This window comes from Nocardia sp. 2TAF39 (assembly GCF_052114905.1).
Taxonomy (GTDB): Bacteria; Actinomycetota; Actinomycetes; order Mycobacteriales; family Mycobacteriaceae; genus Nocardia.
The window spans coordinates 30,101-44,589 of sequence record NZ_JBFRFQ010000004.1; the positions used below are offsets into that span (position 1 = coordinate 30,101).

Sequence of the window (14,489 nt, forward strand, 5' to 3'; positions counted from 1 at the left end):
CCACATTAGACGATCACACACCGCCGACCCGGACGTCCTGAAAGGCCCGCCGCCGTCGATCCGCTTCCACGTGGGGTGGCGTCCAGGTCGTGGTGAGCCTACGTATCCACCGGGCCGGGTGCCCCGCGGGATACGTAGGGTGAGAATGCTATGACGCGAAAAGTTGCTGATTCCTGTCCCGGCGTGCTGCGGCTGCACGAGGCGGCCGACGGGCCGCTGGCGCGGATTCGGGTGCCCGGCGGGCGGGTGGAGGCCGTGCAGTGGCAGGTGCTCGCCGAGGCCGCGCGCGACCTCGGGGACGGGAACATCGAGCTCACAGCGCGCGGCAACGTCCAGCTGCGCCGGATACACGACGCCGAGGCGCTGATGGAACGGCTGGCTGGCGCGGGACTGTTGCCGAGCCGCAGCCACGAGCGGGTGCGCAATATCGTCGCCTCGCCGCTGTCCGGACGGATCGGCGGACTCACGGACGTGCAAGCGCTGGTACCCGCACTGGATGCCGGGCTGCTCGCCGCGCCGCGTCTGGCCGACCTGCCGGGCAGGATGCTGTTCACGCTCGACGACGGTCGCGGCGATGTCAGCGGACTCGGCGCCGACATCGGTGTGCACGCCGTCGCTACGGACGACTTCGCGCTGCTACTGGCCGGAGGCGACAGCGGCATCCGGATCACCGCCGCCGACGCGGTCGACATCATGCTCGCCGCCGCGCACGGCTTCCTGGAGTTGCGCGGCGACGACCCCGGCCGGTGGCGGTTGCGCGACCTCGAGCACGGCGCTGAACGCCTAGCCGATCTCCTCGGTCTCTCACCCGGCCCCGATCGACTCGAATTCACTGCGGGACAGGACATTCCGATCGGATGGTTGGAGCAGGACGACGGCCTGGTCGGTCTCGGCGCCGGCGTGCGTCTCGGCTCCCTGCCCGCCCGCACCGCCGAATTCCTCGCCGCCGTCGAACGGACGGTATTCGTCACGCCGTGGCGCAGCCTGGTCGTGACCGACCTGGAGGAATGGGCCGCCGAACAGGTGGTGCGTGTGCTCGCGCCGATGGGCCTGATCTTCGACGCCGATTCCCCGTGGCTATTGGTCAGCGCCTGCACGGGACGGCCCGGTTGCGCGAAGTCGCACACCGATGTCCGGGCCGATGCGGCGGAGGCGGTCGCAGCAGGCCGTGTGCTTCCGAGAGCTGACCGAGCCGAATGGAGAACCGGGCATGCGGAACCGAATCCCGCTCCGCGACAAGGTGTCCCGGATGTTCCACTCCTGGCACCGGCGGAGGTCTCGGTGGCCGGACGTCAGCACTGGTCCGGGTGCGACCGCCGCTGCGGCCGCCCCCGCGGAACGGTCACCGATGTCGTGGCGACCGACGAGGGCTATCGCTTCGAATAAAAGCCTGTCGTAGTGCGGCACGCACCCGAAGCCGCTCGGTGACCGAAATGCGATTGACCACCATGCCTGTCACTTGTTCAGGGTATCCGTCACCGTGATCAAGAGTTGGGTTGGAGATGGTTCGACCCCCAGCCATAGATGGCGGTCCCAAATTTTGTCGGCGGCTGGGGTCACACACAGCGGCGACGATTGGACTCAGGGAACGCGCGGTAGCCGAATGTCGTGCGTTTTCGCGCGGGAGTAAATGGGGTCGAGCGGCGGGGTGTAGGCGATCTAGTATCGCCTGGTGGTGGATGTGGTGAACAGGCAGTGGGTGTTGGGGCGGCGGCCGGTAGGGGCGCTGCGGGACAAGGATTTCGAGTTGAGGAGTGTGCCGGTGCCGGTTCCGGGGCCGGGGGAGGCCTTGATTCGGGTGCATTGGCTGGGGATCGATCCCACCCAGCGGGGCTGGCTCAATGAGGCTGACAACTATATCGACGCCGTGCCGGTCGGCGCGGTGATGCGTGGTAGTGGTGTCGGGCAGGTGGTGCGCTCGAACAATCCGGATTGTCCAGTGGGTAGCTGGGTCGCGGGAATGGTGGGGTGGCAGGACTATGTCGTCCGGTCGGCGGGCGGGTTGTTCGGGTTGAACGTGGTGCCCGACGGTGTGCCGCCTACGTCCATGCTGAGTCTGTTCGGAGCGCCGGGTTTGACCGCGTACTTCGGTATGACGGATATCGGCCGTCCCGAGCCCGGCCAGACGGTGCTGGTTTCGGCGGCGGCCGGTGTCACCGGGTCCATCGCGGGGCAGATCGCAAAGGTTTTGGGCTGCACGGTCATCGGTATCGCCGGCGGCCCGGATAAGTGCTCCTGGATCACCGAGCATGCGGGTCTGGATGCCGCCCTCGACTACAAACACGACGATATCGATGCCTGTTTGACCCGTCTTGCCCCCAACGGCGTCGACGTCTTCTTCGACGGTGTGGGCGGCCGTATCCTCGAGCATGGTTTGGCGCACCTGGCCTGTCGTGCGCGTGTCGTCCTGGCCGGGGCCATCTCTTCCGGGTATCAGGGCGCCGATCCGGCATGTGGGCCGCGGAACTATATGAGGCTGGCGCTGGACCGGGCACGCATGGAAGGGTTCATCTTCCTCGATTACCTGGACCGTTTCCCGGAAGCCTTCACGGCATTGCTTGACTGGCAGGCCCAGGGAGCGATCACCATTGCCGAGACCGTCAGTAGTGGACTGGAATCCGCGCCGAGCGCGTTGCGTGCCGTCTTCGAGGGTCGTAACCTCGGCAAGCAGCTGGTCAAGATCGCAGAGTCCTGACACCTGACGGACACGAGATATGGATGCCTCCAGGTCTCCCGAATGTACTGATCAGCCGCATCCCGCGCTGACCGGACCGGCTGCCTGGCACCTCGGAAGATCAACAGGCTGCGGACATCCGACTCCAGCCGGACGCACGCTATCGCCGCATATCGCGCCCGGCACCGGTCGACGCAGACCATGTACGTAGCCGCCGAGAAAACCTGGCAACACCCGCCGACTACACCTGGGAACGGACGAAAATAGAGATGCGGATAGAGCGACGCCGGATGGATGAAGCCGTGCTGGCAGCGGCCCGCGATGGTTTCGCCGAGCGAATCCATCGCGAGTGCCACTCCATGGCGAAGGCCGGCCCGATCGGAACCTACGAGTGGTGGCGGATCTCGGGCGAGTTCCTCGACTATCTGGGTGCTCTTTCCGTCGTGCTCCCCGACCTCGACGCTCCAGAGGTCAAGGCGGTCCTCGACAACGCCGCCGAGGCCGCCGCCGGTGGCGTGCAGTGCGCCGCCTACTTCGGCAACACCACCTTCTTCGTCTTCCTTGACTACGCGAACTTCGGGATGGACTACCAGAGGGAAACCCCGCGCGACCCGGATCCTGTCTCCGCCAACCAGTGGCTGGACGCCTTCTGCCTGGCGATCCTCTCCGAGAGAGCGGAATGGCATGGCGAGGCATTCCACTTCGCCCGCAAGGAGCTCGATGGCGAAATGGTCGGCGAGCCCAACGTCGAGCTGGTGAACGGCCTGATGGCCTACGCCATCGGGGACACGGGGAACGAGGACGCCGACTACCCGCCGTCCAGAGAATCGGTGGTCGCCGCTATCGACGCCGCGCTTTCCCGAGTCCAGGTGGGAGAGGGGTATCTCGACCTGCCGCACCACACCGCACTGTGCGCCCTGCGCGCCTTGGCCGCCGGTGACCGGGAGGCCTTCGGCACCGAGTTGACCGAGTTGCTGCTCCAATACGGCGCCGTGCCCGACCCCTTCGGCAGGCCTCGTGCTCTGCTTCCCCTCGTGCCGCTCGCCCTGACCGCTCTCGCCTACCGCTGCGAGGGTTGGCGACCGCCCGTCGAGACCGACTATCTGCCGCGCACGCTGATCACCGGATGCTGGACCGGTTCTTGAGCGGCCTTGGCCTCCGTCGCAATTGCGGCAGAAGTAGTAATCGCGCGGAAAACAACGTATATGACGTAATCCCCTAGGTTGCAAAGGGTTTGGCGTCACGGGGCTTGGAGAGGACCCCGTGACAAGCTGTTGCTGCGCGGGTCGACATCCCATCAAGCGGCGTCGAGGGCTGCGGTGATCGAGTTGGATGCGGCGTGCGAGTCCTGAAGCAGCAGCGCGGATGTGTGCAGCCGGTCGAGACGTCGTTCGAGTCTACGGATGCCGGCTCCGCCGCCTGCGAGTAGATCAGACGTGGCCTGCTGCGCATCACGAAGCCGTCTGTTGAATGCCGCTCTCAGACGCCTCAGGATTCCGTGGGACGTCGTGGGCATCAGACCGAGGTCAGTGACTGCGGCTGCCTCGAACGCGACAGCCGACGCCCTGGTCAGCTGCGGGAGTTGGCTGTTGCATCGCCCTTGTGGCCAGTCTGGTCCGGCGGGGTGGCGCGCGGTATGCGTCAGGTGACTGCTTCCACGGCTGGGCATGCCTTATTCGTGGTTGCCGGGCGTAGCGAGCGTCCCCTCGATGAGGTCGCGCAGCTGGGACCGGGCGGTGATGCCCAGCTTGGTGAAGCTGCGGTAGAGGTGCGAGCTGACCGTGCGCGGGGAGAGGAAGAGCTTCTCTCCGATTTCGCGATTGCTCAGTCCGCGGGCGGCGAGCTGGATGATCTGTTGCTGTTGCGGGGAGAGTTCGGCGAGCGCGTCCGGGTTCGAGTCCGTGACGTCGAGGCCGGCCGCGCGCGATTCGGCCCGGGCGCGCTCGATCCACGGGCGCGCGCCTAGGCGCCGGAAGGTCTCCAGGGCCTCGGTGAGTGGCCCACGCGCCGCTGCGATGCGCCGACGGCGCCGCAGCCACTCGGCGAGGTCGAGCAGGGTCTGCGCGCGTTCGAAGGGCCAGTTCGCCACTACCGGATCCGCCAGGGCCGCCCGGAAGTGCGGCTCGGCGTCCTCGGGATCCGCCACCGCGCGGTCAAATGTGTTGTTTTCCGCGCCGTTTCTACCGGGACCCCGACTGCGTGCGCGTCCCAGCCTCCCCTCAGTGGATTTCGAGCGTGCAGCATTTGACGCTGCCACCCGCCTTGAGCAGTTCGGACATCTCGATACCGACCGGGTTGTAGCCGCGGGCGCGGAGAGCTTCGCTCAGTTCGGTGGCACTGCTGCTGAGGAAGACGTTGAATCCGTCGCAGACGCCGTTCAACCCGAGTACCGCCGCGTCGGCGTCGGTGGCCAGGATCGCGTCGGGGTAGAGGTCGGCGAGGATCGCTCTGGCGGCCACACTGAAGGCGGGCGGATAGTAGGCGACGGTGCTGGAGTCCAGTGGCAGCAGGACTGTGTCCAGGTGATAAAAGCGCGGATCTACCAGTTCCAGGGATACCACAGGCAAGGAGAAATGGCGAGACACCTCCTCATGCGCCGCGAGTGAGCTTCGGAACCCCATGCCCGCCAACAATCGATCGCCGACCAGGAGGAAATCCCCCTCCCCCTCGTTCAGTTCCTCGGCGCCGACCACACCGGCGAGTCCGAGCTCCGCGAATCGGCGGTGATAGGCCGGGCCCTCGGCGGCACGTTCCGGGTGGGTGAAGCGGGCCGACATCGCGCGGTCCCCTACGATCAGCCCACCGTTGGCGGCGAACACCATGTCGGGCAGGCCGGGGAGGCCCGGCACCACATCGACCTTGTGTCCGTACTCCTCGTAGGTGGCGCGCAGTGTTTCCCACTGCGCGATCGCCAGGCCGCGGTCGACAGGCTCGTCGGGGTTCATCCAAGGATTGATCGAGTAGGTGACCTCGAAGTGATCGGGGCGGCACATGACGAACCGTCGCGGCGACGGACGACGTGCGGCGGACTCGGCCTGGAGGGTGGCTACAGATGTCAACGTGGGCTCCGTAGGTCGGCGCGAACTTTCAACTACAACGACCGTAATTCGCATACTATTGCGCCGGGAACAGCAATTCATTGTGTAGATCCCCTTTGACACGGTTAATCGTTGCGCGAAGACGGAGAAGGTGTGGCGTGGACAACCTCGATCGCCGAATTCTCGAACATCTCCTCGAGCACGCGCGCGCCTCGTTCCAGGAGATCGGCAGCGCGGTCGGGCTGTCCGCGCCCGCGGTGAAGCGCCGGGTCGATCGGTTGGTCGCGAGCAAGCAGATCACCGGATTCACCGCCCTGGTCAATCCGGCCGCGCTCGGCTGGAAGACCGAGGCATACGTCGAGGTCTATTACCGCGACAACATCTCCCCGGTCGAGCTGAGGCGCAGTCTGGAACCGATCCCTCAGGTGGTGGGCGTGTGGACGATCGCAGGGGAGGCCGACGCCCTGGTGCACGTGATGGCCACCGATATGGCCGAGATCGAGGTGACCGTCGAGCGGATTCGCGAGAACGCGCGCGTGGGGCGCACACGCAGTTCGATCGTCATGTCACGGATACTCGAGCGTCCGAGGACCTGATCGGATCCGCCGCGGCGCACGAAGCCGGCGACCCGAGCCGCCCAGGCCCGCACGCCACCTCCTAGGGTGGACCGCATGCCCGACGTACGTGCCAGCTACCTGACCGACGGAGCCGAGATCTACCGGCGCTCGTTCGCGACGATCCGCGCCGAAGCCGATCTGAGCGGGTTCCCCCCGGACGTGGCACAGGTGGTCGTGCGGATGATCCATGGCTGCGGCCAAGTGGATTTGGCGGCGGACATCGCCTTCACCCCAGGTGTCGTCGCGTCCGCGCGGGCGGCGCTGCGCGCGGGCGCGCCGATTTTGTGTGACGCGACCATGGTTGCCTCCGGGGTGACCCGCAAGCGACTGCCCGCTGACAACGAGGTGATCTGCACCCTCGGCGATGCCCGCGTACCGGACCTGGCTGCGACGTTGGGCACTACCCGCTCCGCCGCCGCGCTCGAGCTCTGGCGCGACCGTCTCGACGGCGCGGTCGTCGCGATCGGCAACGCCCCGACGGCCCTGTTCCATCTGCTCGACCTGCTCGACGCGGGAGCGCCCCGACCGGCCGCCGTACTCGGCATCCCGGTCGGCTTCGTCGGCGCCGTCGAGTCCAAGGATGCGCTGATCGATGTCGGCGGCGTCGAGTACCTCACGGTTCGGGGCAGGCGAGGCGGCAGCGCCATCACCGCGTCCGCGCTCAATGCGATTGCGAGCGAACAGGAATGAGCACTCGCGGCCCCGGCAAACTGTGGGGCGTCGGGCTCGGCCCTGGTGATCCCGAGCTGGTTACGGTCAAGGCGGCCAGGGTGATCGGCGCGGCCGATGTCATCGCGTTCCACAGTGCTCGCCACGGCCGCAGCATCTCCCGCCGCATCGCCGCGCCGTACCTGCGGCCCGGCCAGCTGGAGGAGCACCTCGTCTATCCGGTGACCACCGAGACGACCGACCATCCCGGCGGCTATCAGGGCGCGATCGACGAGTTCTACGAGCAAGCGGCCGAGCGGCTCGCCGGACACTTGGCGGCGGGCCGTTCGGTCGCGTTGCTAGCCGCCGGCGACCCGCTGTTCTACAGCTCGTATATGCACATGCACCGGCGCCTGGCCGACCGGTTCGAGGCCGAGATCATCCCCGGCATCACGTCGGTAAGCGCGGCGTCGGCCGCGTTGGGAACACCGCTGGTCGAGGGCGAGCAGGTGCTCACCGTCCTGCCCGGCACCATGCCCCCCGACGAGCTCACCCGGCGGCTGCGCGACACCGACGCCGCCGCGATCATGAAGCTGGGACGAACCTATCCCGGTGTGCGCCAGGCTCTTTCGGATGCCGGACGCCTCGCCGGTGCATACTACGTCGAGCGCGCGAGTACGACAGACCAGCGCGTCCTGCACGCCGACGCGGTCGACGACACCGAGGTCCCCTACTTCGCCATCACCCTCGTCCCCGGCCCGGAGCCGACCACGCCACTACCTCGCACCGACGCGAATTACGCTGCGGCTCAGCATATCTCGGTCCCACAGACGGACTCGGCCGAAAGCATCGGCGAAGTGGTCGTGGTCGGTTTGGGTCCCGGTGCACCGGAGTGGACGACCGACGAGGTGCGCGTGGCCTTGGCCGAGGCCACCGATCTGGTCGGATACACCACCTATCTGAACCGGGTACCGGAGCGTCCGGGCCAGCACAGGCACGCCAGCGACAATCGAGTGGAGTCCGAGCGCGCCACCATGGCCTTGGACCTGGCCGAGCGCGGCGCGCGCGTCGTGGTCGTCTCCTCGGGCGATCCAGGGGTGTTCGCGATGGCGGCGGCCGTGCTGGAGGAATCCGCGGACCCGCGGTGGCGCAGGGTGCCGGTGCGCGTGCTTCCCGGAGTCACCGCGGCCAACGCAGTCGCCAGCCGGGTGGGCGCACCGCTGGGACACGACTACGCGATGATCTCGCTTTCCGACCGGCTCAAGCCCTGGGAGGTTGTCGCACAACGCCTTTCCGCCGTCGCGGCCGCCGACATGGCGATCGCGGTCTACAACCCCGCGTCGTCGCAACGCACCTGGCAGGTGGGCGCGATGCGAGACCTGCTGTTGGAGCACCGCAAGCCCGACACGCCCGTGGTGCTCGGCCGTGACGTGGGCGGGCCCGCCGAGTCGGTCCGCGTGGTGGCCCTCGGTGACCTCGATCCCGCGGAGGTGGACATGCGCACGCTGGTGATCATCGGCGCGTCCACCACCACCGTGGTGGAGACCGACCAGGGCACCCGCGTCTATACCTCCCGGCGCTATGGTCACGCAGGCGACGCGGCTGTCGACGGCGCGTAAGATCTCGACCGGCTGGCCGGCGACGCCTAGTCGTTCCATTCGGGTAACATTCCACTATGGAATGTTAGAGCGAAAGGGAGCAGTCGTTGACGAACACCGCGACCACACGCAAGCCGTTGAACTCCACGGCGGCGTCGTTACTCGGATTTCTGCACGAAGGTCCCATGTCGGGATGGGATCTGGTGGCCGAGGCGCAAGACCGCATCGGTGACTTCTGGACGATCACGCAGAGCCAGGTCTATCGCGAGCTCGGCGCGATGGATGCGGCGGGGCTGGTCGAGAAGGGCGAGACCGGCGCTCGCGAACGGACGCCCTATCGCATCACCGACGCCGGACGAGAGGCCTTCCTGACATGGATCGGCCGCGACCCCGGCGGCGAGACCATCCGAGTGCCACTGCTGCTCACGCTCTCGTTCGGCGAGCACCTCGATCGTGATCGGCTGGATGGCATCGTCGCAGCCAACCGGGAGATCCACCTGGGGCGGCTCACCGAGTATCTTGCCGAGAGCCCTGAGGGGAAGTCTGCCTTCGCCCGGGCCACATTGGATTTCGGCATCCGCTACGAGAGGGCGGTGCTGGAATGGTTCGACCATCTGCCGGAGCTTCTCGGCGGTTGATCGGGCCGCCACTCGCCCGGTATTCAGCGAGACCGGATGCCACCTCGGTCCTCGCGTAGCCAATTCCATGCCTGCGCAACGGTTTCCACCGTCACGGCGCCCTCGGGCAAGGGCGGGCGTTCGATCAGGACAACCGGAATACCCGCCGCGCGTGCGGCGGCCAGTTTGGCGTCGGTCTGGTCGCCGCCGCTGTCCTTGGTGACGAGCACGTCGATCCGATACTCCGCAAGCAGCCGCGATTCGTCCTCGAACGCGAAAGGCCCTCGGGCAAGCAAGATTTCACGGTTCGGTGGCAACGGGCCCTCGGGCGGATCGATGGCACGGATCAGGAACCACTGCCCGGCCGGTCCCGCGAAGGCGCTGACACCTTGGCGGCCGATGGTCAGAAAGACGCGTTCGCCGAGCGTGGAGACGACGCACGCGGCGGCGGCGAGATTCGGCACGCGAATCCATCGGTCCCCCGCCTGCGCCGACCAGCTCGGCCGCCGTAGATGAACCAGCGGAACTCCCGAATCACGCAGGGCCACAGCGGCATTGACACTCATGGCGGCAGCGAACGGGTGTGTGGCGTCGACCACGGCCTCGATACCGTTGGCCGCGACCCAGTCGCGCAGTCCCTCGGCGCCGCCGAAGCCACCGATCCGGACCTCACCCTCCGGCAGCAGGGGTGCACGCACACGACCGGCGAGCGAGGAGACGATCTCGAAACCTCGCTCGCCGGTAGCGATATGGGCCAGCTCCCTGGCTTCCCGGGTGCCGCCCAGAATCAGAATTCTCAGGGCTGGCCGCTGAAGTAGGCGATGCCCGCGTTCAGCAACTCCGGCCCACCCGCGACGGCGAGACCGATGATCGCGCCGAGCACGGCGCCGGGCAGGATGCCGACACCGAAGAAGAGGATGCCGATGGCGGCGCCGATCAGGCCACCCACCAGAGCACCGAGGGATGCGCGCTGCAACTCGGCGAAGAACCACTCCTGCGCACCGATGAACTCGGCCGCGACCGGCGCGTTCGCGGTCGGCGCGACCTGCGGTGTCAGAGTCAGCTGTCTGCCCTCGTCGGCGATGTTCGCGGCGATCTGGACCTGCTGCCCCTTGGCCGTCGCGGCCAGCGGAACCGTGGTGACGGTCTCGCCGGCGGCATTCTTCAGGCTGACCGACTGCTTGTCGGTGTCGAGGCTGAACACGCCGCCGGTCACGCTGGTGACCACGGACTTACCCGCGTCAGCGAGCTGCAGCATGTAGCCGACACCCTGATCCGTACCTGTGACCGTCGGCGAGGTGGCCTGGTCCTGCGACGCGGGCGCTGTCGGCGGCGCGGGCGCGGGCGCAGTCGGCGGCGCGCCATAAGCGGTACCAGCGGCGACTCCGGTGGCGGCGATCGCCATCAGTGCGGTAGCGGCGAATTTTTTGTATCTCATGTATCTCCCCGTCAGGAACCGGATTTCCGATCATGATCGGAACTCGGCCCCGACCCTACCCCCACGACCGAGAACACGTTCATCCATCGGCTGGGAATTCCGGAACGATATCTTCCCTTTTCACCACAGACCACTGTGCCACGGGAAGCTGCGGCCGCCAGGCCGTGAAGGATCCCAGCGGTTCGGCACGGTATATCTGAAACTTCCGCAGCTCACCGCCTTCTGCGGCCGCCCAGCTGAGCAGCAGCGATTCCGATTCCGCGGTCACCGCGTTCGCGACAAGCCTGCCGCCGTGTCGCAGCTGCGCCCAGCATGTCTCGAGCAGGCCATCCTGAGTAAGCCCGCCGCCGACGAAAATCGCGTCGGGAGAGGTGATTTCGGCGACCCCGACCTCCGCGGACAGCTCGCCGCGCACCACGATGTACGGGACTCCGAGGGCAGCCGAATTGTCGGCGATCTGCCGCCGTCGGTGCTCCAGCCGCTCGAAGACGACGGCGCGATTGGCCGGATGCGCGCGGCACCATTCGATCGCGATGCTGCCTGAGCCGCCCCCGACGTCCCACAGCAGCTCCCCCGGGGCCGGGGCCAGCGCCGCCAACGTCAGTGCGCGGACCTCACGCTTGGTGAGCTGCCCGTCACCGCCGAACAGCTCGTCCGGCAAGCCGGGCAGCCGCGTGGCGCGCGGGCGCTCCAAGTCCTCCGCACAGGAGACCGCGACGATGTTCAGCGGGTCACCGGGCGGGCGCACCCACTGCTTCGCGACACCGATGGCGAGGCGTTCGGCCGGTCCGCCCAGTTGCTCGAGAACGGTCAGCTCGGACGCACCGAAACCGTGGCGGCCCAGCAATTCCGCCAGGCGCGCCGGTGTGTGCTCGTCGGCGCTGAGTACCAACAGACGCCTGCGGTCGACCAATTCGGACAATACCGTCTCCAGCGCACGACCCACGGCGCTCACCACCGGCGTTTCGGCCAGCGGCCACCCGAGTCGTGCACAGGCCAGCGACGCGGACGACGGCTGCGGCAGTACCCGCAGCGCCTGGGGCCCCAGAAGCCGAGCCAGAGTGACGCCGATGCCGTAGAACATCGGATCACCGCTGGCCAAGACACACAGCCGTGTCCGGGCATGCCGTTCGAGCAACCCCGGCAGTGCGGGGACCAACGGCGAAGGCCAAGCCACCCGCTCGCCCGCCACCAGGTCGGGCACGAGCGCGAGCTGACGGGCCGAACCGAACACGACCTCGGCGTCGGCGACGGCTTCCCGCGCGACGCGCCCGAGACCGTCCCAACCGTCGGCGCCGATCCCGACGACGGCGATCGGCGGCCCGGTCCACACCACAGACGAGCTGGTCACCGTGGCATCCGACGCCAGATCGGTTGAGGAAGAAAGCGCATCGCGAAGAACACCGGCCGCAGGATCCAGGGCACCCACACACCGCCCGCTCCCGTGCGCAGCCCCCTGACCACGGCGGCGGCGACCTGGTCGGGGGTGCTGGAGAACGGGGCGGGAGACATGCCTTCGGTCATCCTGCCGATGACGAAGCCGGGACGGACCAGCAGCAGATGAACGCCGCTGCCGTGCAACGAGTCGGCGAGACCACTCGCGAAACCGTCGAGACCAGCCTTGGCCGAGCCGTAAACGTAGTTGGCGCGGCGGACGCGGATGCCCGCGACCGAGCTGAACACCACGATCTGCCCAGCTCCCTGGGCGCGCAGCAGACTCGCCAGGCTGGTCAGCACGCCGGCCTGCGCGACGAAGTCGGTGTGCAGGATCGCCATCGCGTGGGCGGGGTCCTGCTCGGCGCGACTCTGATCGCCGAGCACACCGAACGCGAGCACCGCGATGCCGATCGGCCCGTGCTCGGCGGCGATCTTCGCCAGCATCGCCGGATGACTTGCGGCGTCGTCGGCGTCGAACTCCACCCTGTGCACGGCGGTCGCACCCGCGGCCGCGAGTTCCGCGCTCTGCGGACCCAATTCGCCGCTGCGCCGGGCCGCGAGGACCACCACCCGCCCCGGCGCCAGCCGCCGAGCCACCTCGATCCCGATCTCACTACGCCCCCCGAGCAGCAACACCGCGCCTTCGGCCAACCCTCGCGTTCCCATACGCCCAGTCTGTCAGTCCGACGAGTGGTACCAGCGGAGGGGCGTCGCGCGCTCCGCCGCAGCAATGTGCCACTCGCCGAGGCTGATGGCGAGTGGGTTACGGTCGGGGGATGCCGACGAGTATTGCCGAGTTGTCGCCTGGTGCTGTGGAGTTCGTGGCGGAACGGCACCTTGCCACGTTGACGACATTGCGGGCGGATGGGACGCCGCATGTAGTGGCGGTGGGGTTCACCTGGGATGAAGAGGCGGGAATCGCGCGGGTGATCACCAACGACGGATCGGTGAAGGTGCGTAACGTGCGCCGCTCCGGGTACGCGGCGGTCAGCCAGGTCGACGGAATCCGGTGGATCACCCTGGAGGGCCCGGCGACCGTGCTCGACGACCCGGACGACGTCGCCGAGGCGGTGGAGCGCTACGCCGACCGCTACCGCGCCCCCCGGGAGAACCCGACCCGCGTGGTGATCGCGATACAGGTCCGGCGCGTCCTTTCCAGCAGTACCCTCGTCGCACCGGCCGTCGACGGCAAAACCGCGGAAAACGGTGTCACAGCACCGTGAGGCCATGGGGTTGATTGTTCATGGACTCGCTGCCGTCGGCGGTGACGACCACGATGTCCTCGATACGAGCGCCCCACTCGCCGCGGAAGTAGATGCCCGGCTCGATGCTGAAGGCCATACCTGGCTGGAGGACGAGGTCGTTGCCTTCCACGATGTAGGGCTCCTCGTGCACCGACAGGCCGATGCCATGGCCGGTGCGGTGGACGAAGGCGGGGCCGAAACCAGCCTCTGTCAACGGATTTCGTGCGGCGGCATCCACCGCGGCGGCAGTGACGCCGGGGCGAACGGCGGCTACCGCGGCCGCCTGGGCGCGCTCGAGTTCGGCGAACCGCGCAGCCACCGTCGGGTTCGGGTCGCCCAGCACATAGGTGCGGGTCGAGTCCGAGTAGTAGCCCGGGTCGACCGGGCCGCCGATATCGATCACCACCACGTCCCCGGCCTCGATGCGCCGCTCGGACACCCCGTGGTGCGGGTCGGCGCCGTGTGGACCGCTGCCGACGATGACGAACGCCGCCTCGGTGTGCCCCTCCGCTATGATCGCGGCCTCGATGTCCGCGCCGACCGCGGCCTCGGTGCTACCCACTTGCAAGAACTCACCCATCCGCGCGTGCACCCTGTCGATCGCGGCGCCCGCGCGGCGCAGCGCGTCCACCTCGGCGGCGTCTTTGATCATGCGCAGTTCGCGCAACACCGGAGTGGCGGATACCGGTAGGCCGGTGAACGATTCCGCGAGCGGCAGCAGGTGCAGCGCGGGCATGGCATCGGCGACGCCCACCCGAGAGCCGACGTGCAGCGCGGACTTCACCACACCGTACGGGTCGGTGCCATCGACCCAGTCGAGCACCTGCAGACCCAGTTCGCCCGCCGCCGAATTCTCCAGCGACGCGAGCTCCAGCTTCGGGATCACCACCGACGGGGTTGCGCCATCGGCGGGGATCACCAGGCAGGTGAGCCGCTCGAAGGACTCGGCCGCCGATCCGATCAGGTAGCGCAGGTCCGACCCTGGAGTGATCAACAAAGCATCCAGATGGGCGGCCCGCATCAGCTCCACCGCCCGCTCGAGTCGAGCACCGTAGACGTCTGCCGCGAATCTGGAATCCGTATGCGAGCTCATACGACCGACGTTACCTGCCCGGTGCCGGACATTGGGCACGGGCGCCGACACGGGCAAGCCCGCCCGACGGCCTGCCCGTTCCAGC

15 protein-coding genes are annotated in these 14,489 nt (G+C 67.9%); 8 read left to right on the plus strand and 7 right to left on the minus strand.

All coding sequences use genetic code 11. The features are described from left to right. Positions 1-150 precede the first annotated feature (150 nt). The 3 genes from AB4Z47_RS03725 (at position 151) to AB4Z47_RS03735 (ending at position 3,819) form a co-directional block, all read left to right on the plus strand. Positions 151-1,386 (plus strand): precorrin-3B synthase, encoded by a 1,236-nt coding sequence (locus AB4Z47_RS03725; RefSeq protein ID WP_441947810.1) that lies wholly within the window; start codon positions 151-153, stop codon positions 1,384-1,386. A gap of 286 nt (positions 1,387-1,672) precedes the next feature. After that, positions 1,673-2,695, plus strand: a complete 1,023-nt coding sequence (locus AB4Z47_RS03730) for an NADP-dependent oxidoreductase (RefSeq protein WP_441947812.1) — start codon at positions 1,673-1,675, stop codon at positions 2,693-2,695. Positions 2,696-2,964: 269 nt separating this feature from the next. Continuing rightward, a complete protein-coding gene (locus AB4Z47_RS03735; protein ID WP_441947814.1) occupies positions 2,965-3,819 on the plus strand; it encodes an Imm49 family immunity protein in 855 nt (284 codons plus the stop codon). A 527-nt stretch (positions 3,820-4,346) separates the two neighbouring features. Here the strand turns inward: AB4Z47_RS03735 and AB4Z47_RS03740 are convergent. Both AB4Z47_RS03740 and ddaH read right to left on the minus strand, forming a co-directional pair. Beyond that, entirely contained in the window at positions 4,347-4,820 is a 474-nt protein-coding gene (locus tag AB4Z47_RS03740; protein ID WP_441947816.1) for a helix-turn-helix transcriptional regulator, read from the minus strand. A gap of 73 nt (positions 4,821-4,893) precedes the next feature. Next, complete coding sequence (ddaH, locus tag AB4Z47_RS03745; protein WP_441947818.1) at positions 4,894-5,733, minus strand: dimethylargininase; 840 nt, start codon at positions 5,731-5,733, stop codon at positions 4,894-4,896. A 137-nt stretch (positions 5,734-5,870) separates the two neighbouring features. Here ddaH and AB4Z47_RS03750 point away from each other — a divergent pair, with 137 nt between their 5' ends. The 4 genes from AB4Z47_RS03750 (at position 5,871) to AB4Z47_RS03765 (ending at position 9,213) form a co-directional block, all read left to right on the plus strand. Next, on the plus strand, positions 5,871-6,308 hold the full coding sequence (locus AB4Z47_RS03750; RefSeq protein ID WP_441947820.1) for an Lrp/AsnC family transcriptional regulator: 438 nt from the start codon (positions 5,871-5,873) through the stop codon (positions 6,306-6,308). Between the two features lie 75 nt (positions 6,309-6,383). After that, complete coding sequence (locus AB4Z47_RS03755) at positions 6,384-7,019, plus strand: precorrin-8X methylmutase (RefSeq protein WP_441947821.1); 636 nt, start codon at positions 6,384-6,386, stop codon at positions 7,017-7,019. Next, positions 7,016-8,596, plus strand: a complete 1,581-nt coding sequence (locus tag AB4Z47_RS03760) for a precorrin-2 C(20)-methyltransferase (protein ID WP_441947823.1) — start codon at positions 7,016-7,018, stop codon at positions 8,594-8,596. Before AB4Z47_RS03755 ends, AB4Z47_RS03760 begins: the two co-directional genes overlap by 4 nt. Before the next feature lie 86 nt (positions 8,597-8,682). Then, a complete protein-coding gene (locus tag AB4Z47_RS03765) occupies positions 8,683-9,213 on the plus strand; it encodes a PadR family transcriptional regulator (RefSeq protein ID WP_441947824.1) in 531 nt (176 codons plus the stop codon). A gap of 23 nt (positions 9,214-9,236) precedes the next feature. On the opposite strand, the gene AB4Z47_RS03770 is transcribed toward AB4Z47_RS03765, so the two are convergent. The 4 genes from AB4Z47_RS03770 to AB4Z47_RS03785 all read right to left on the minus strand — a co-directional run bounded on the left by AB4Z47_RS03770 (position 9,237) and on the right by AB4Z47_RS03785 (position 12,733). Continuing rightward, entirely contained in the window at positions 9,237-9,986 is a 750-nt protein-coding gene (locus tag AB4Z47_RS03770) for a cobalt-precorrin-6A reductase (protein WP_441948041.1), read from the minus strand. Positions 9,987-9,988: 2 nt separating this feature from the next. Further along, on the minus strand, positions 9,989-10,630 hold the full coding sequence (locus AB4Z47_RS03775) for a DUF6861 domain-containing protein (RefSeq protein WP_441947826.1): 642 nt from the start codon (positions 10,628-10,630) through the stop codon (positions 9,989-9,991). 79 nt (positions 10,631-10,709) lie between these two features. Continuing rightward, positions 10,710-11,981 (minus strand): precorrin-6y C5,15-methyltransferase (decarboxylating) subunit CbiE, encoded by a 1,272-nt coding sequence (cbiE, locus tag AB4Z47_RS03780; RefSeq protein WP_441947828.1) that lies wholly within the window; start codon positions 11,979-11,981, stop codon positions 10,710-10,712. After that, positions 11,978-12,733 carry an SDR family NAD(P)-dependent oxidoreductase gene (locus tag AB4Z47_RS03785; RefSeq protein ID WP_441947829.1) on the minus strand — a complete coding sequence of 252 codons (756 nt, stop codon included), beginning with the start codon at positions 12,731-12,733 and terminating at the stop codon, positions 11,978-11,980. Before AB4Z47_RS03785 ends, cbiE begins: the two co-directional genes overlap by 4 nt. A gap of 110 nt (positions 12,734-12,843) precedes the next feature. On the opposite strand from AB4Z47_RS03785, the gene AB4Z47_RS03790 reads away from it, so the two are divergent. After that, positions 12,844-13,290, plus strand: coding sequence for a PPOX class F420-dependent oxidoreductase (locus AB4Z47_RS03790; RefSeq protein ID WP_441947830.1), 447 nt, complete (start codon positions 12,844-12,846; stop codon positions 13,288-13,290). On the opposite strand, the gene AB4Z47_RS03795 is transcribed toward AB4Z47_RS03790, so the two are convergent. Beyond that, complete coding sequence (locus tag AB4Z47_RS03795) at positions 13,277-14,404, minus strand: M24 family metallopeptidase (RefSeq protein ID WP_441947831.1); 1,128 nt, start codon at positions 14,402-14,404, stop codon at positions 13,277-13,279. The two genes, AB4Z47_RS03790 and AB4Z47_RS03795, sit on opposite strands and share 14 nt — an antisense overlap. Between the last annotated feature and the right edge of the window lie 85 nt (positions 14,405-14,489).